General features: G+C 62.4%; 14 protein-coding genes. 9 read left to right on the top strand and 5 right to left on the bottom strand.

Annotation, left to right across the window (positions count from 1 at the left end; genetic code table 11):
• Positions 1-130 precede the first annotated feature (130 nt).
• Both RE429_RS08660 and RE429_RS08655 read right to left on the bottom strand, forming a co-directional pair.
• Complete coding sequence (locus tag RE429_RS08660; RefSeq protein WP_414473895.1) at positions 131-448, bottom strand: hypothetical protein; 318 nt, start codon at positions 446-448, stop codon at positions 131-133.
• Between the two features lie 100 nt (positions 449-548).
• Entirely contained in the window at positions 549-1,307 is a 759-nt protein-coding gene (locus RE429_RS08655) for a helix-turn-helix domain-containing protein (protein WP_414473894.1), read from the bottom strand.
• Between the two features lie 217 nt (positions 1,308-1,524).
• Here RE429_RS08655 and RE429_RS08650 point away from each other — a divergent pair, with 217 nt between their 5' ends.
• The 5 genes from RE429_RS08650 (at position 1,525) to RE429_RS08630 (ending at position 11,626) form a co-directional block, all read left to right on the top strand.
• On the top strand, positions 1,525-2,289 hold the full coding sequence (locus RE429_RS08650) for a response regulator (RefSeq protein WP_414474157.1): 765 nt from the start codon (positions 1,525-1,527) through the stop codon (positions 2,287-2,289).
• 1,556 nt (positions 2,290-3,845) lie between these two features.
• The gene (gene glgX, locus RE429_RS08645; RefSeq protein ID WP_414473893.1) at positions 3,846-5,921 is read left to right on the top strand and encodes a glycogen debranching protein GlgX; all 2,076 of its coding nucleotides are present in this window, start codon (positions 3,846-3,848) and stop codon (positions 5,919-5,921) included.
• A 31-nt stretch (positions 5,922-5,952) separates the two neighbouring features.
• Positions 5,953-7,668 (top strand): alpha-glucan family phosphorylase, encoded by a 1,716-nt coding sequence (glgP, locus tag RE429_RS08640; protein ID WP_414473892.1) that lies wholly within the window; start codon positions 5,953-5,955, stop codon positions 7,666-7,668.
• 467 nt (positions 7,669-8,135) lie between these two features.
• Complete coding sequence (ppsA, locus tag RE429_RS08635; protein WP_414473891.1) at positions 8,136-10,568, top strand: phosphoenolpyruvate synthase; 2,433 nt, start codon at positions 8,136-8,138, stop codon at positions 10,566-10,568.
• Positions 10,569-10,594: 26 nt separating this feature from the next.
• On the top strand, positions 10,595-11,626 hold the full coding sequence (locus RE429_RS08630) for a glucokinase (protein ID WP_414473890.1): 1,032 nt from the start codon (positions 10,595-10,597) through the stop codon (positions 11,624-11,626).
• Between the two features lie 26 nt (positions 11,627-11,652).
• On the opposite strand, the gene RE429_RS08625 is transcribed toward RE429_RS08630, so the two are convergent.
• Complete coding sequence (locus RE429_RS08625) at positions 11,653-12,492, bottom strand: universal stress protein (RefSeq protein WP_414473889.1); 840 nt, start codon at positions 12,490-12,492, stop codon at positions 11,653-11,655.
• Positions 12,461-12,844, bottom strand: coding sequence for a hypothetical protein (locus RE429_RS08620; protein WP_414473888.1), 384 nt, complete (start codon positions 12,842-12,844; stop codon positions 12,461-12,463). The genes RE429_RS08625 and RE429_RS08620 overlap by 32 nt, the downstream gene beginning before the upstream one ends.
• Before the next feature lie 183 nt (positions 12,845-13,027).
• Here RE429_RS08620 and RE429_RS08615 point away from each other — a divergent pair, with 183 nt between their 5' ends.
• From RE429_RS08615 to RE429_RS08605, 3 genes are read left to right on the top strand one after another with little or no spacing between them, the layout of a single operon-like run.
• Positions 13,028-13,252 (top strand): hypothetical protein, encoded by a 225-nt coding sequence (locus RE429_RS08615; RefSeq protein WP_414473887.1) that lies wholly within the window; start codon positions 13,028-13,030, stop codon positions 13,250-13,252.
• Entirely contained in the window at positions 13,249-13,428 is a 180-nt protein-coding gene (locus RE429_RS08610; protein ID WP_414473886.1) for an STAS domain-containing protein, read from the top strand. The genes RE429_RS08615 and RE429_RS08610 overlap by 4 nt, the downstream gene beginning before the upstream one ends.
• A gap of 30 nt (positions 13,429-13,458) precedes the next feature.
• The gene (locus tag RE429_RS08605) at positions 13,459-14,829 is read left to right on the top strand and encodes a nicotinate phosphoribosyltransferase (RefSeq protein WP_414473885.1); all 1,371 of its coding nucleotides are present in this window, start codon (positions 13,459-13,461) and stop codon (positions 14,827-14,829) included.
• A gap of 38 nt (positions 14,830-14,867) precedes the next feature.
• On the opposite strand, the gene RE429_RS08600 is transcribed toward RE429_RS08605, so the two are convergent.
• Positions 14,868-15,782 (bottom strand): hypothetical protein, encoded by a 915-nt coding sequence (locus RE429_RS08600; protein WP_414473884.1) that lies wholly within the window; start codon positions 15,780-15,782, stop codon positions 14,868-14,870.
• A 598-nt stretch (positions 15,783-16,380) separates the two neighbouring features.
• Between RE429_RS08600 and prs the strand changes: the two genes are divergently transcribed.
• The gene (gene prs, locus RE429_RS08595; RefSeq protein ID WP_414473883.1) at positions 16,381-17,916 is read left to right on the top strand and encodes a ribose-phosphate diphosphokinase; all 1,536 of its coding nucleotides are present in this window, start codon (positions 16,381-16,383) and stop codon (positions 17,914-17,916) included.
• Positions 17,917-17,918 lie beyond the last annotated feature (2 nt).

Raw genomic sequence — 17,918 nt, 5'->3', positions numbered from 1 at the left:
GAGTGCGCCGTGCGGGGCGGCCCTCGTCAACGGGTCGGTGCGACGGCCGCTCCGCCGCTGGTCTGCCGGTGATCTTTCGATGACTCCGGACATCGGCCGAAGGAAGCATGAGATCGCCCATGGCCGCCGGTCAATGATTTCGATCAATCCTCTCGCGGAGCCGGCAGGCCGGGGCTTGGACGGGACCAGGCCTGACGGTCTGAAACAGGTGGAAACCGTTCCACCGAGCTCCGCACTCGGCCGCCGCCGGATCGAAACCCGGCGGAGGGGCGTCGTCCTGGCGCAGGGTGCCGGCATATTCCCAGCTCGATCCATCCAGGAAGGCCGGAACCGGTCGATCCTCCGGCACGGCGCAGCCCAGATCCGGGGGCCACTTGCGGCGGAACAGGTTGTAAGTGGGCGAGAAGGTCAACGTGCCATTTTCCTCTGCAACGGTTTGCCACTTCATGGCTCGTTCGCCTTGTCGGTTGTTGGCTGCGCTCAAAGCGGATGGGACGGGGCACGCCCGGGATCGGTGGCCTTGTTCCTCTGGCTCATGATCCGATTTGTTAGGCCGGCCATACGGCGGGACTGCGGACGGCAACGGGCCGTTCCGAAGGCGCATCGTTGTCGATCTCGCCTGCGCGATCCTGCAGGTTGCTCAACTGGCGCAGGACGAGCGCGTGACGTCCCCGCGGGGCAACCAACCCATCGCGCTTGAACTTCGACAATACGCGGCAGACGGTCTCGATGGTCAGGCCGAGATAGTCGGCGATGTCGAGGCGGGGCATCGGCAGCTCAATGGTCACCGGCTTTTTCTGGTCGGCTCCGGTGCGGCGGGCGGCGGAGATCAGGAAGTGGGCGACCCGCTCCTCGGCCCCCAACTGTCCCAGGACGATGATGTGCTGCTGGGCAGCCGTCATTTCCTCGAAGACCCTGGCCATGAGCAGCGACTGCAACTGCTCGGTTCCCTCTTCCATAGCACGCAGACGGGCGCGACTCAGCCGGCGCAGTCGCGCGGGAGCAACCACCTCCGCCGTGTAGCGATAGGTTCCGTGGCAGGAGAGTCCGAGCATTTCGCCGGCGAAGACGAAGCCGATGATCGCCCGCCGTCCGTCCGGCAGGATGCTGCAAAGGCGCAGACAGCCTTCGGCAACCTGAAACACCTGGGAAGCCGCATCCCCCTCCCAGAACACCGCCTCGCCGGTGGCGAATTTGTCCGTCGGCTGGTTGGCGAACAGGCTCTCCAGGGTCAAAGTCTCGGAAGGAAAATCGAACCGCGGAAGGGCTGCGCGGTCAGCCGAGAGAATAAGATGGGAGGCATACATGGAAGACTCCGGTCAGGATCGCTGTTGTCCTGACTGGAACAGGCGAATGTCACAGAGGTATCTTGGCTTGGTCATACTATGTGCCGATTTGTAACGGACCGTAACGGAGGGTCCGGGCCGAACCGTGACGCTGATCCGCTGGACCGCGGCGATTGAGAGGGAGTTCTCAAGCGTGGCGGCTCCCACGATAAGGGAAGCCAACCGGACCCGATCTCTGATGGACGTAGGCAAGGTGGCAGACGCGCCGCATATCCTGATCGTCGATGATGATGCCAGAATCCGGCAGATGCTCACCGGCTATCTGGCCGATGAGGGCTTTCGCGTGAGCTCAGCCCCGAACGGGACGGCGATGCGGCAGTGCCTGGCCCATGACGAAGTCGATCTGGTGCTTCTGGACCTCGTCCTGCCAGGGGAGGACGGCCTCCAGCTCGCCCGCGCGATTCGGGCCCAGCCGAGCATGGCAAACACCGGCATCATCATGCTCACCGGTCGGTCCGACGTGATCGACATGGTGGTCGGATTGGAAGTCGGAGCAGACGACTACGTCGCCAAACCGTTCCACCTGCGCGAGATCCTCGCCCGGATCAGGAGCGTCCTGCGCAGGGTGCAGCCTGCCGCGCTGGCGGAACCGGGCCCGAATCCGCCGTCTGGTCCAGCACCGGGCGACGGCGAGATCATCCGGTTCGAGGGCTGGCAACTCGATCTAGGACGGCGGGAGCTCAAAGCGCCGGGCGGCTCCGAGATCGTGCTCACCACCGGCGAATTCGACCTTCTGGCGACTTTCGCCAAGCATCCCGGGCGCGTTCTCAACCGCGACCAGTTGATGGACCTGACACGGGGCCGCCACTGGGAGGCCATCGACCGCTCGATCGATGCCCAGGTGGCGCGGCTGCGTCGCAAGATTGAGTCCGATCCCAAGCATCCCACCCTCGTCAAGTCGGTGCGGGGGGTGGGATACGTGTTCACCGCGCACATCCAGTAACCCGCCCTCAGGCGCAAGGATTTCCATCCACGAATACCGAGCACCCGCCCCGGATGATCAAGCAGGTGAAGGGGCTGGCGGATCCGGGCGCCGTCGGCTCTCCAGGCATGGAGCTCCAAGGTGTCGAGCACGACGCGCATGATGTCGTTGCTCGTCAGCGCGGCGGCCAGGCACAATTCGCCCGCTACAAGGGTCTCCGGCCCACGCGGAAGCAGGGTCGGCGCCTGTCTCTGCCTCCTCTGGAGGCAAGGTGCGCTCCTCCCGCGTCGAGGCGATTCAAGCAAGGCAACGGGGCGCGGCCTCCAATGGACGCGCCCTGCCGGGTCTTGCGGGCGAGGCTAGCGGGCGAGGCTAGCGGGCGAGGCTAGCGGGAAGGAGTTCTCGTGAGCGGCTTGCACACACCACCGATCATCTGCTCTCCTCGCTTGCAAGGCCTGTTCGAGGGAGTTGCCCGTGCTGAAGCCGTTCGGGTCGTGCTACCGGTGCTGCGTGGTGCGCTGTAATAGCCTTCATGCCGGGGAGACGTCCGCGTGAGCGGCTTGCACACGCCGCCGATCATCTGCTCTCCTCGTTTGCAAGGCCTGTTCGAGGGAGTCGACTGTGCCGAAGCCGGTCCGCTGAGCGAGACCAGTAAAGCGGCCGCCGACATGAGACCCAGTAGCACTTTCATAAGAGCCTCCTTTTAAAGTCAAAGCTTCAGCGATGAACCGAACAGAATACGCACGTCAAACGATCTCAGAATGGCGGAATGCCGGCATGAGCGAGGAATGAAAGCAATTCATCATCTTCAACGGCGCCCCGTTCTGGATGAGAAGTAACACCGTTTAATTCATGTCATGCCTCAACGAGATCAATCTTGCGGAAAATCAATTCAGGGCAAGAATGATCAGGCAAGCGTGCTCGCAAGCATCTTCGCAAGCATCTTCGCAAGCATTTTCGATTGACGACGGGCGCTGCGTCTCGCCGCCCGATGGGGATCCTCGGCGCGCAGAGATCGATGACGACCCGACGAGACATCGTCAGATCCCTTCCCGCGGCAGACGCCGCCTTCGCGGTTGCGGGCCGCCTGGTTCTCGACGACAGAACGGCTCCTCATAGCCGCTCCGGGTTACACCGCCAAGGTTGATGCGACGGTCCCGTCGCGCCTAGCGCATCGTGCGAAATTCACGTCCGATGCTCCCGCTCCTCCGGACGGGACGTCTCTTTGCCGGCGGGGGTCGGGTTGTCTCAACCATCCTCCTCCCCCGTCCATGGCTTCCAGCCATGGGATCTCAGGCTGCCAAAGCCGGGCAAGGGAGACTTTGCGTTTGTTCAATTCAGGGAAAAATCCGCTCCAGACCGACAGCCCCTTGATCCTCTCCACTGGCCGCCGGAGGAGCCCAGGAGGGCATCCGCCGAGAACTCGGCTCGATAAAGCGATTTAACGAAGTGTCGTTCGCGGAGGCCGTCCGTTCCCCAGAGGCGCCCCGATGCCCCTGCCCGCTGGCGTCTATGCTATTCTCCGTCCTGCATCGAAAGCGAAGGGTGTTCCCAAGCTCAGCAGGACGGAGAGATCCATGCCCTGTTTCGGCAAGCCCGCCAACGCCGTCACGATTGAGCGGGGCAGTCCGTTGATGCTGGGCATGCACGAGGTTCATGACGGCTTCAACTTTGCCGTCTTCAGCCGCCATGCCACCCGGGTAAGCCTGCTCCTGTTCGAAGTTTCAGGGCCGGAGCCGTTCCAGACCGTTGATCTCGATCCCGTGCATCATCGGACGGGAGACATCTGGCATATCCGGCTCCGCGGCGACCTCGTGGGCAAGGCCTATGCCTTGCGGGTCGACGGGCCGTCCGATCCTCATTCCGGGAGCCTGTTCGATCCACGCGTTCTCCTCCTCGACCCCTATGCGACCGCCGTGGTCCCTCCGCCGCCTGGCGCCTCCATCGAGCCATCGGCACCGTTTCCTCCAAGAGCCCTGATCGTCGAACAGGGATTTGACTGGGGCGATCACCCGTTCCGGCGACGGCCCTGGCGCGACACGATCATCTACGAAACGCATGTCCGTGGACTGACCGTCCATCCCTCGTCAGGCGTTACGCATCCTGGACAATATCTCGGGCTCATCGAAAAGATTCCATATCTCCAGGCTCTTGGCATTACCGCAGTCGAGCTCATGCCGGTGCAGGAGTTCCGGGATACCGAGCCCCGGCCTGGCGACCCGTCCGGACCGAAGGTGCGCAACTACTGGGGCTACAATCCCGTTGCCCTGTTCGCGCCGAAGGCCTCCTATGCGACCGGCAGCCCGCAAGCGGCTATTGTGGAATTCAAGACAATGGTTCGCGAACTCCACAACGCCGGTATCGAAGTGATCCTTGATGTCGTGTTCAACCATACGGCAGAAGGCGACCAAAGCGGTCCGACGATCAGTTTCCGCGGCCTCGACAACGCGATCTACTACATTCTCACGCCGGACATGCAGCGGTATGTTGATTTCACCGGATGCGGGAATACCCTCAACTGCAATCATCCGGTGGTCCGCTCCTTCATCATCGACTGCCTGCGGCACTGGACCGTTCACATGCGGGTCGACGGCTTCCGGTTCGACCTGGCCTCGATCCTGGGACGGGATTCTGAGGGGAACCTCCTGCCGAACCCGCCCCTTCTGGAACAGATCGCCGAGGATCCCATCCTTCGGGACATCAAACTGATTGCCGAGACATGGGACCTTGGCGGAGCATTCCAGGTTGGGACCTTCCCCGGACAGCGCTGGGCGGAATGGAACAGCCGCTACCGCGACGACGTCCGGCGCTTCTGGCGCGGAGATACGGGAATGGCCGGGGCATTCGCGACCCGGATCTGCGGCAGCGCCGACCTGTACCAGAGAGCAGGCGAGACGCCGATCAACAGCATCAACTTCGTCACATCGCATGACGGGTTCACCCTCAACGATCTCGTGAGCTACGGCCGGAAGCACAACGAGGCGAATGGCCAGGGAAACGCCGACGGCGTGGCGGAGAATTTCAGCGCGAACTATGGCACGGAGGGGCCGACCGACGACCCGGCAGTAGAGGCCGTCAGGCTCCGTCAGATCAAGAACATGCTCGTCACCCTGTTCATCTCCCGCGGCGTGCCGATGCTGCTCGGAGGCGACGAGTTCCGGCGCACGCAGGCCGGAAACAACAATGCCTATTGCCAGGACAACGACATCTCCTGGTACGACTGGGAGCTCGGGACCCGGCATGCGGATCTTGTGCGCTTCGTGCGAGGTCTTGCAATGTTGCGGATGAGACATTCGGTTCTGGCGGCGGAGCGCTTCTATACGGATGGCGAAGTAAGCTGGTTCGGTTCTGGCGGCATGACGCCGGCCTGGAACGGTCCGGACAACCAGCTCGGATGCTTGATCCGTAAGGGCGACGACGGGCGGTCAAACGGAGTGCTCTGTATGCTTTTCAACGCGACGTCCCGGCCATGCGCTTTCGATCTTTCGCGTCAATCCGTCGAACCATGGCTGATTGCGGTCGATACCGCGGCGGCTCCGCCCGCCGACATCACGGATCCGGGCGAAGAGAGGCTGCTTTCAGCCCCTTCTGTGCCCCTGGCGGCGCATTCGACCGTCATCCTTGTCTCTCATCGGTATCGCTCAAGTTATTAGTTCAGGCCTTCCCGTTTCGTGGAGAACGCCCATGTCAGCCATCGAGATTTATCTGCCGCGCACCCAGATCGCCTATTTCTCCATGGAGATCGCGCTCCGTCCCGACGTGCATACCTATGCCGGGGGCCTCGGTATTCTCGCCGGGGATGTCGCGCGCTCGGCTGCGGATCTGGAACTCCCGATGGTCTTTGTGACCCTTGCCAGCCGCCATGGCTACCTTCGGCAGGAGATCGATCCGCAGGGGGGACAGATTGACCATCCGGATCCATGGGATCCAAGCGCATCCACCGTACCGCTGCCCGCCATGGTGGCTGTTCCGATCGAGGGACGCGAGGTGTGGCTTCGGCCCTGGCTCTACGAGCTTGCGTCGCCGCTCGGCAACACGGTGCCGGTCATCCTGCTTGATACCCACGTCGACCAGAACGAACCGCGCGACCGCACCATCTCGGACCGGCTCTATTCGGGCGATGAGGCGGATCGCCTGAAGCAGGAGATCGTTCTAGGGATCGGTGGAGACCGCATCCTGAGAGCACTGGGGTTCACAGTTGAAACCTACCACCTCAACGAGGGGCACGCAGCGCTTCTGCCGATCTCATTGCTTCGCCGCCACCTGCGCGACTTTGCCGGCGCACCGCTGGAGCCCGGACCCTATGACATCGATCCGGTGCGTCGGCGGTGCGTGTTCACGACCCATACGTCCGTCGAGGCCGGGCACGATCGTTTTGCCTACGAGGACGTCACCCGGATCCTCGGCGACTTCGTCGAGCTCGATGTCTTGAAGCTGCTCGGGGGTACAGATCGCCTGAACATGACGCGGCTGGCCCTGAATCTCAGCGGCTATGTCAATGGCGTCGCCCACCGCCATGCCGAAACGACGCGGCGGCTCTTCCCTGGTTATCGGGTGCGAGCCATTACCAACGGCGTCCATGTCGAGCATTGGGCACATCCGGCCTTCGCACGGCTGTTCCGGGACATCTTCCCCCATTGGTCCCACGAGCCCGAGGTCCTGTCCCACGCCGATCAGATTGACGATGAGGCGATCTGGCGGGCGCATCTGGAGGCGAAGGGTCATCTGATCGCCTTCGTCAAGACACGAACAGGGATTGCCCTGGATCCGGATCTGCCCGTGATCGGGTTCGCCCGGCGCATGACCGGCTACAAACGCCCGAGCCTTCTGTTCACCGACATGGCGAGGCTATCGGCGGTTCACCGTCGCTTCCCCTTCCAGATCGTGGTTGCCGGGAAGGCTCACCCCCAGGATGAGGGCGGCAAGGCCTTGATCCGTGAAATCATTGAGCATTCCCGTCAGGCAGACGGCGTGCCAACGGTGTTCCTTCCGAATTACGGCATGGAGGAGGCCCAGGCATTCGTAGCGGGCACCGACATCTGGCTCAACACACCCCTCCCGCCGCTTGAAGCATCCGGAACGAGCGGCATGAAGGCTGCCATCAACGGCGTCCTGAATCTGAGCGTTCTCGACGGCTGGTGGGTCGAGGCTTGCGAAGAGGGGATCACGGGCTGGAGCGTCGAACATCGGCCGGACGGAACGCCCCAGGACAATGCCAGGGTTCTGTATGAGAAGCTGGAGGGTGTCATCCTTCCTCTGTATGCGCAGCAGAGGCCGCGCTGGATTTGGATGATGAAGCAGGCCATCAGCAAGATCGGGCCGATCTTCAACAGCCAGCGCATGATGCGCCGCTATGCCAGCGAGGCTTACTTGAGATCCAAGATGCCGTCGTCCGTGTAAGTGGCCCGGTCGCAAGAAAATAGGCCAGAGCCTGCGAGCGCTCCCCACCCTTCACGACATTCATGTCGCCTCGGACTGCTTTGAATTGCTGATGGAAGGTAACCTGACGGCAGAAAAACCCTGTTCAAGGGCGGACCGGAACCCTCACCGCCGCGGGCAGATCATTTCGGAATAGCAGCGTCGCGTTGATCTCCATCTGCCTTCGGACCTATGGACGACCGCTGGTGGCGCTCCTTCCATTCTGAGCGCTGCATGCCATTCCGCTCACTTTCCACCGACGCGGGACCAAAGGTTGATGAAAGTCAAAATGGATCGCAGCCCACCCAGGTAACGTCGAGCGCTGGGGTCGAGGCGCTCCACGATCCGGGCAGATTACTCGCAGAGGGTGCAAGGTCCGGACAGACGCGAGCCGGGTCGGACAGAGTAACGCTTCCCGCCCCTGCAAACCCAAAGGGGATGAGGCCGCCATGTCCTCAGGTTACCGCTTTATCAGGTTTTTCCGCGATATCGGGCTCAACGACGTTCCGCTTGTCGGGGGGAAAAATGCCTCCCTCGGTGAACTCTATCGCGAATTGGCGCCGATGGGCGTCCGCATTCCGAATGGGTTTGCCATCACCGCGGAAGGGTATCGATCAACATTGCAGCATGCCGGGGTCTGGCCCCGCCTGCATACCATTCTCGATCCGATCGACCCAAGCAATCTCCCGGACTTGGCAGAGCGGGCGCATCAGGCACGGGAACTCGTCTATGGCGCGCCCCTTCCTCAAGCGCTGAGCGACGAAATCCTCCGGGCCCATCAGGAACTCGCACGGGAATATGGCCCTGGCCTGACAGTCGCCGTACGGAGTTCCGCGACCGCAGAGGATCTGCCGACGGCGAGCTTTGCTGGCCAGCACGAGAGCTACCTCAACATCGCTGGCGAAGGACAAGTTCTCGATGCCGTGCGCCGGTGCTTCGCCAGCCTGTTCACCGATAGAGCCATCCGGTACCGGATCAATAACGGCTTCGACCATTTCAAAGTTCTGAACTCCGTCGGTATCATGAAGATGGTCCGTTCCGATCTCGCCTCGTCCGGCGTCACTTTCTCGATCGATACCGAGACCGGCTTTCCCGATGTGGTGTTCATCACTGGGGCGTATGGACTCGGCGAGAACGTGGTCCAAGGGACCGTGGATCCGGACGAGTTCTATGTCTTCAAGCCGACCTTCAAGCTCGGCAAGCGCAGGGTTCTCCGCCGGGCCTTGGGCGCCAAGAAGATCAAGATGGTGTATGCTCAAGGCGGCACGCGCGAGCAAACCCGCAACATTCCGACCGATCAGAAGGAGCGTGAACGCTACTGCATCAGCGACGAGGAGGCCGTGCTCCTGGCGGATCATGCCATCAAGATCGAGGATCACTACAGCGCGAGAGCCGGCGAGAAACGCCCGATGGACATCGAGTGGGCTAAGGATGGGGTCGACGGAGAAATCTACATCGTCCAAGCTCGACCTGAGACCGTCGCGTCGAGAATCGATCGCAGCAAGCTTGAAGAGTATCGTCTGACCGGCACAGGAGCGGTCCTGGCCAGGGGCCGTGCCGTCGGAACCAAAGTTGCGGCAGGCAAGGCCCGTGTCGTTGCCCATCAGGCGGATCTGGCAAGCTTCCAGCCTGGCGAGATCCTGGTCGCTGACAGCACATCCCCCGACTGGGGAACCGTCATGAAAATGGCCTCCGCCATTGTCACCAATCGCGGTGGGCGCACCTGCCATGCTGCCATCGTGGCCCGCGAGCTTGGACTTCCCGCCGTCGTAGGAACCGACCGCGCGACACGTGCGATCCGCACCGGCGATCTGATCACGGTATCGTGCGCGGAAGGCATGACCGGCCGGGTCTATGAGGGATCGGTCCCATTCGATGTCGAGACTGTCGATTTGTCCGCCATGCCGCGTCCCGCAACCCGGATCATGATGAACGTGGGCGAACCCGACAGCGCATTCGCCTTGAGCTTCCTGCCGAATGACGGCGTCGGCCTCGCTCGTATGGAGTTCATCATCGCGAACGCCATCAAGGTCCATCCGATGGCTCTCGCCGATCCAGGTCGTGTCGATCCGACGGAGCGCGCCGAAATCGAGCGCCTGACGGAGAGATTTGCGAAGCCGTCGGATTACTTCATTGAGCGCCTGTCCGAAGGTATTGGAACCATCGCCGCTGCCTTCTTCCCCAAACCGGTCATCGTGAGGCTGTCCGATTTCAAGACGAACGAATACGCCAGCCTGATCGGGGGCAGCGCGTTCGAGCCCCGAGAGGCCAATCCGATGCTCGGGTTCCGCGGCGCGTCCAGGTATGCCCATCCCTCCTATGAAGCCGGCTTTGCTCTTGAATGCGCCGCCCTCAAACGCGCTCGCGAGGAGATGGGGCTGACGAATATCGTCCCGATGATCCCCTTCTGCCGCCGGGTGGAGGAGGCGGAGAGGGTCATTGCCAAGATGGCCGAATTCGGGCTCAGGCGGGGAGAGAATGACCTCGAGATCTATGTGATGTGCGAGATCCCGAACAACGTCATCCTGATCGATGAGTTTGCGCGGTGCTTCGACGGCTTCTCGATCGGGTCGAACGATCTCACTCAACTGACGCTTGGGGTCGACCGGGATTCCGAGATCGTTGCCTTCGACTTCGACGAGCGCGACCGTGGCGTCATGAAGATGATCGAACTTGCCGTTCAAGGCGCACGCCGCAACGGCCGCCATTCCGGGATCTGCGGCCAGGCTCCATCCGACTACCCCGAGGTTGCGGAATACCTTGTGAGATTGGGAATCGACTCGATCAGCCTCAATCCCGACTCTGTCCTGAAGACCACGATGAAGGTTCTTGAGATCGAGCGAGAGATCAACCGACCCACGACCGAGCAGCTCTCGGCTTAGATCATCAGGCGTTGCGACGCGGGCACATGTTCACATTCCCGGTGTTGATTGGCGATATCGGCGGCACCACGAGCCGGTTTGCGATCCTGCCCTGCGCCAACGGAGAAGTCCCGCGCCTTGTGGTCATGCCGACCGCTTCGCACGAAACGCCGACCCTTGCCATTCGCTCGGCCTTGGTGGAGCTGGGTGGTCAACCTCCACGCTCCGCCTTTCTTGGCATCGCCGGCCGCGTAGGCTCCTCGGTCGTCTCCTTGACCAATGCGTCCTGGACCGTCGATGCGGAACGGATCGGCATCGATATGGGCCTTTTGCAGGTGACGCTGGTGAACGATTACGTCCCGGTTGCTGCCGCTACTCTTGTTCTTGACCCGAGGAGGGTCGACGAGCTTGTGCCGATTGCTCCAGTGCTGGCCTGTGGAACAGGAGCCCGCTTGGCGGTGGGCTCGGGCACGGGCTTGGGTGTGTCCGCCTGCATTCCGGTCGGGCGGCGCCACTGGCTCCAGTCCACCGAGGCAGGTCACATCAATTTCGGCGCTTGCGCAGCCGATGAGCTTGCAACTTGGCCTTACATCGATCGGCTGGCTGGTCGGATCACCGCAGAGGCAGTGCTCTCCGGGCCTGGTCTGGTTCGCCTCTATGGCGCGATCGCACGCCGTACCGGAGCCTTGCCGGTTTGCGAGGAGCCTGCGGATGTGATCGCGCGAGCCGTCGATCGCGAGGAAAGAGCCGCACCGGAGGCAGCCCGGCTCTTCGCGTCCCTCCTGGGGCGGTTCGCCGGCGATCTGGCGCTCATCCTCGGCACCACGGGAGGCGTATTCTTCGGCGGCGGCATCCCGCGGCGGATCCTGGGTCTTCTCGGTCATGGCGAACTGCGGACCGCCTTCGACCACAAAGCTCCCTTCGAGGCGGTCATGCGCAAAACCCCAACCTTCATCATTACCCATCCCGAGCCGGGCATGATGGGCCTGGCCATGGTCGCGAGCGCTCCGGAGCAGTTCATTTTTGAGAGCCACGGGTGGGCCTCACCGGAGGCTTGCGTGGGCGGAGACCCGCGCTGAGTTCTCACGGACCCGCCATATCGGGCTCAGTGCGAGAGGAAGCAGCACTTTGGACTATGCATGAGCAGATCGCCGGTAACCCCACCAAAAATCCATTCCCGGAGGCGGGCGTGACCGTAGCCGCCTGCCACGAGCAAATCCGCGCCTGTCTGTTCAGCGACAAGCAGCAACTCATCGGCCACAGATCTCTCACGCTGGGCTCGGGCCTCGGCCTGCGCCTTCACATGATGCCGTTCGAGATAGGCGACGACGTCGTGAACCCGTCTGGCGGCCGGATCCAGATCCCGCTCCTCGGCTATATCAACGACATGGACGCGCTCGGCCCTTTCGAGAAAAGGCAGGGCGTCCCACACGGCCCGGCATGCCTCACGGGTATCTTTCCATCCGATCAGGATGCGCTTCGCTTCGAGAGCGCATGCCCCGGGGGGCACGATGAGCAGAGGTCGCCCCGACCGCATCAGGACGTCTCCAGGATCGGCGGACTGATAAGGGTAGCGCCGGATGCGTTCCAAGTCGCGTCCGACGATAACGACGTCCGCGGCCCTGGCTTCCCGGGTGATGACCTCAACGGGACGCTCTGGTGCCGGGCGCCACTCGGTCGACAATCCTTTGCATGATGGATTCTTTCGAAATAGATCCTCGGCAGCCTTCAGCTCCTCGTGGACGCAGGCTTCCTGCGCGGCCATGATTTCTCCGTCGATTATCACGCCGTAAGGATCAGCCATCGGCAGAGGTGGCACGGCCGAGCCCGCTACCCCGATCAAGGTTGCCTCGAACCGCTTTGCCAAAGACGCCGCCAGATCGAGGCGCGCATCCGAGGACGTGCTGTCCGTTTCAACGTGGACGAGAAACGATCGGTAATCCATCGCGACCTCCACTGCCCCCATGTTCAATCTCTGCGATGCGGCCCTCATCTTGCCATTCTACGCGTGACGACCATCGGCTCGTCGTTCGCGTCCATGACGGCGGGTCACTGGCCGGGAACGGTTCGAGATCGGCGTCCGCGACGACATCAGGAATGGTCACGGTGCGTTCGCCGTCGTCACAGATCGCCGAGTCGGCATGGCCGAACCCCTTGCGATCGCCGAGAACGGAGATCGCCTTCGGCCTGATGCGGAAGAGACCTCCCCCCTCCAGTCCGACGGACTTTCGATCCGCCATCGCTGACAAGGCGGCAGGCCATGCGGCATTTTCCTGCCCCCGTGGGACGAGGGCCATGTCATGGTGTTCCTCGGCGCGGCGTTCAACTCTGCCGGCAAGACGTCATGATCGACCTTAGATGACACTCCCGAGGCCAAGATTGCGTTAAGTCAAAGTTGGCACTCTCCTTTGTGACATTCTCCCTTTCAAGGGCGCAAGCCGCGATTGGTGGGCAATCCGCACGCCCCCTGGGAGAGAGGCATGGCCCTCAAGGATCTCTTGAAGGATCTCTTGAAGGATCTCTTGGTCCTGGCCGGTACCGGCATGGAAGCAGCCGGAAGCCATGCCCTATCGCTCTCGGCCGCCTGTGGCGCCGCTCCGACTGCGGCAGCTCCCACCATCGATCCCCCGCTTCCGCCCAACCTCGCCGCCGAGTTCTCGGAGGATGTTCTCTCCCGCATCAAAGAGGATGCCGAGGCCGCATGACGTTCGATCTCTCCCGTGTCGAGAGTCTTGATAGCGCCGGTGCCTGGCTCCTGGACCGCACCCGGCACGAGCTCAAGGCCAAGGGGTGCATCGCCGCCTTCGTGAACGCTCGGGAAGAACATGGCATCCCGCTCACTGCGATCATGATTGCCGGCGGCGAGTGGCGCTCGCTCTGAGGGACCGTATTGCCTGCTGTTGGAGAGATCATGCCCGATCCCGGATGGAATGAGAGTACGACCGGCAATGCTCTCTTCACCGATCTCTATGAATTGACGATGCTGCGCGCATATAGCGAACTCGGCATGAACGAGATCGCTGTATTTGACCTGTTCTTTCGCAGTCTTCCGCCCCAACGCAACTACCTGATCGCCTGCGGCCTGGATCTCCTTCTGCAGCACCTGGAAAATCTCTCCTTCAGCGAGCGGGATCTCGCTTACCTCTCTTCGCAGACCCTGTTTCCCCAAACGTTCATCGATCAGCTCAGGGATTTCCGGTTCACGGGCGACGTCTCTGCGGTTCCGGAGGGGACTCCAGTCTTTCCGAACGAGCCGATTCTTGAAATCGCTGCGCCCATCGGCCAAGCGCAGGTCATCGAGACGATGGTTTTGAACCAGATTGGCCTCCAGACCATCCTGGCCTCCAAGGCGGCCCGGATCGTCGAAGCAGCCCAGGGACGGCCCGTCGTCGATTTCGGCGCGCGGCGTGCGCAGGGGCTGGATGCGGCCGTCAAAGGCGCAAGGGCCTTCTTCATCGCAGGCGCTGCCGCAACCTCGAACCTTGCGGCCGGGCAGCGATGGGGTATACCCGTGGCGGGGACGATGGCTCACAGCTTCGTTCAAGCCTGCTCGTCCGAGGCTGAAGCCTTCCGGAACTTCGCCAGGGTATTCCCGGAAACCATCCTGCTCGTCGACACCTACGACACGCTGGAAGGGGTCCGGCGGGTCGTCGAGCTTGCCAAGGAACTCGGACCCGACTGTCGCATCCGAGGCGTCCGGTTGGACTCGGGCGACCTGGCGGATTTGGCCGAAGCGGCAAGATCCATGCTTGATGCGGCAGGCCTGCAGGGCCTCCAGATCTTTGCCAGCGGCGGGCTCGATGAGCACAGGATCGCCGACCTCGTCAAACGAGGGGCCCCGATCGATGCCTTCGGGGTTGGAACCAGCATGAGCGTCTCCGAGGATGCCCCTGCCCTCGATATCGCTTATAAACTGGTCGAGTACGCCGGCCTTGGCCGCATGAAGCTCTCGGCAGGCAAACGCAGCCTGCCGGGCCGCAAGCAGATCTTCCGCACCCGGCAGAACGGCTTCGCGCAAGGCGACGTGATTGCGCGTGATGACGAGCACCTGGCTGGCTCTGCGCTCCTGCAGCCGGTGATGATCGGTGGACAGCGTATTGCGCCGGCCCCCTCCTTGGCGGAGATCCGGAAGCACACCCGGCGCTCGATCGAGCAACTTCCCAAGGACCTCCGGGCGCTCGAAGCATCGGCCTCTCCTTACCCGCTCAGGATCGGCGACAATCTTCGGGAATACGAGAAGGACGTTCGGCGCGGGCTCATGGCTCCGCCAGAGCCCGGATAGAGCTCCCATGCTATTGCAGTTCAGTCGAACTGCGGTTTTCACGGCAGCGAAGCGAGCGCGCCCTCCGCCAAATCCAGATACTGCCTTGCCTGCGGACCCCATTTCTGAGGTTCGCGCGGAACGGGATCCAGGAGGTGCGCCAGCGACAGCCGTGATCGCAGAACTGCGTGAAGAGCAGTGTAGATATCGAGAAGGTCGTGCGGAATCTTGTCTCCCATGAGCTCCGCCACACGCTCGATCACAGCGCGGCCGAACCATGCGGCATTCAGACGGGCACACTCCATGCCAAGGAATGTGAGCTCGTCATAGGGATCGACCAGCCGCAAATCCCGGTTGAATTCGAGGCAGTCGAAGATCACGATGGGATCGGTCAGGCAGACATGCTCCGGCCGCAGATCGCCATGACCATCGACGACGCAGCCCGATTGCGCCCGCTCCCGCAACTGCGGGCTGATCCTCCTGAGAACTGCCTCAAGCTGGTCGAGAAGCATCGATGCCCTGGATTGGTCCGACCACAGATCAGGGCGCAGAAGCACCGCCCGGTTCTCGGCCATTTCGTGCATGAAATGCCGGAAGAGCATGTCCGGGCCGACCGCGGGGTGCTCGGCGTGCCGGTAGAAATTCGCCAGAACCTCGGCAAGCCGGCCGATATCCTCCTCGCCCACGCGCCCTTCCTTCAGGCGGACGTCAAGCATGCAATCGGCAGGAAGACGCTGCATCTCGACGACCCAATCCACAATCTTGCCTCCCCCTCCCAGGGTCATCACGCCCGTGGAGGAACAGGTCAGAGGAACAACGCCCCGATAGACACCGGGCGCAAGCCGGCGGTTCAGTCGCGTCTCCTCACGACAATATCGTTCGCGGGCCTTCAAGGTCGCAAAGTCGAGATAGGAATAGCGGACCGGTTTCTTCAGCTTGAACACTCTCTCGCCTGCGAGGAAAATCCACGACATGTGGGTCTCCTTGGCAGTGACATGGTCCGGACGATGAGAATAGGACGAAGGTCTGCTGAGGAAATGGACCTTCGCCTCGAGTGTCGGTGCGTTTGCGCAGGTATGGCTGAGCATCTGTGTCGCGCCGGATCGCTGTGACCTTATCGCATGAGTTGAAGGTGCCAGCCGCCGACTGTCCATGATCATTGTCAATGTGCCAGCCCGCGGAAGCGGATAGCTTGCGACAATCACAGCGCCAAGGAACGCCCGTTCGATGAATGGATCGGAGGTTCGGTCAAGCGTGGGCCCTTCGACTGGGGCGAGAAACCGTTCTGAGAGCATGCCCCTTCGAGCATCGGACGCGGGAAGCGGTATCCGATTTTGGGATTCGATCCGATGCGCCCAGGATAGAACAGCGCATCGTTCTTGCGAAAGACCGGGTCCACTCTTTCGCACGATGCGCTAGAGCCTTTTCCATGAACTTCGGTTCATGGAAAAGGCTCCTGTTGTTTGAGAAAGACGCCTTTTCCTCGCAAAACCGGCATCCACTTTTGCGGAAAAGGCTCTAGTCGGACACGCATCGTCCTCGGCACACGTACCCCCTCCTGCGAGGTGAATCATGACAACCTTCGCAATGACAGACCCGGCCCTTCGGAGGCTCTTCGAACGACTGGATTTTGCCCCGCAACCAAAGGACGAGGCTCTCGCGTTTCTGTTTGATTACTGGAAAGAGAAGCGCAGTGGCCGTGTCGCACCGAGGCTCCAGGAGATCGCCGTATCCGACCTTGGCGAGGCCGGCGCGAACGCGTTCATCCTTCAGTTCAATCCACAAGCAGATGCGCCGGTCCTGATGTTCGGCGGAGCCGCATTCGAGAACCTGATGGGCGCGTGCGATCCTGGCGTTGCCGTTCTGGCCAAAGCACCACGTCGACGCGGGGCTGTCAGGCTTCGGCGACTTTCCGGGCTTGTGCGGCAGTGCGCGGAACCGGTGCTGGCAGAGTTCGAGACGGGCGCGGCCGATGCCGCTCGGGTCAGGGTCGAAATGGTTCTCGCGCCGCTTTCTCGAGATGGCCAAGCCGTGGACGGTCTCTTCGGCGGCTTGGCGCTTCGACCGATCCGTTCTGAAAGGCCGCCCCGCGCATGGGCACGGCTCGCTGCCACACCGGTCGAGGACCGGCCGTTGCTATTCGCATTGAGATCCGCAGCGGATCTCGGCGAACGCATCGCTCATTATTCGGGCCAACCTCTCCAGCCCCATGAGGAGCGCGATTTCGAGGACGGGGAACATAAGACCAGGCCGCTCGTCGACGTGCGCCGCAGGGATGTCCATGTGGTCGCTGGTCTCCATGGCAGCGCTGGTCAGAGCGTCAACGACAGGCTCTGCCGCCTGCTTTTCTTCGTGGGGGCGTTGAAGGATGCAGGCGCACTCCGCGTCGCCGTCGTTGCCCCCTATCTCAGCTACGCCCGCAAGGATCGGCGGACAAAGCCGTACGATCCCGTCACGACGCGCTACATGGGCCAGCTGTTCGAAGCGGTCGGAGCGGATCGGCTCGTGACCATGGAGGTTCACAACCTCGCGGCATTTCAGAATGCATTCCGCTGCAACACGACCCACTTGGACACCTACCCGGTCTTCGGCCGCCATGTTGCTGCCATGGCCGGCGACACCCCGCTCGCTGTCGTATCGCCCGATATCGGCGGAGCCAAGCGAGCCGAACTGTTCCGCCAGACGCTGGAGGATCTCCTCGGCCGCCCGGTTTCCAAGGGCCTCGCCGACAAGCAACGCAGCATGGGGCGGGTATCGGGCGAGCTCTTCGCAGGAGACGTCTCCGGCTGCACAGCGGTTATTCTGGACGATCTCATCAGCACAGGCACAACGATGGCGCGGGTTGCGCACCAATGCCGGGAGCACGGCGCGGAGCGGGTGATTGTCGCCGCCACGCATGGCATCGGCGGAGCGGCCGCACTTCCAAACCTGACCCAGCCGACCATCGACACCGTTCTCCTGGCGAACACGGTCCCTCAGACAGCCGAGTTCGTGGCCGCCCTTGGCGGTCGGCTTACCATCCTCGACGTGTCGAGCATCTTTGCGCAAGCGCTGAACGACACGGCATCGGACAAGGCGCCTTTCGGTTCCGATGGCGCGGAGCGGTGACG

It is taken from the genome of Microvirga sp. M2, from assembly GCF_047497095.1.
Taxonomy (GTDB): domain Bacteria; phylum Pseudomonadota; class Alphaproteobacteria; order Rhizobiales; family Beijerinckiaceae; genus Microvirga.
Note: the sequence above shows the minus strand (reverse complement) of the source record. Positions and strands in the feature narration are given on the sequence as shown.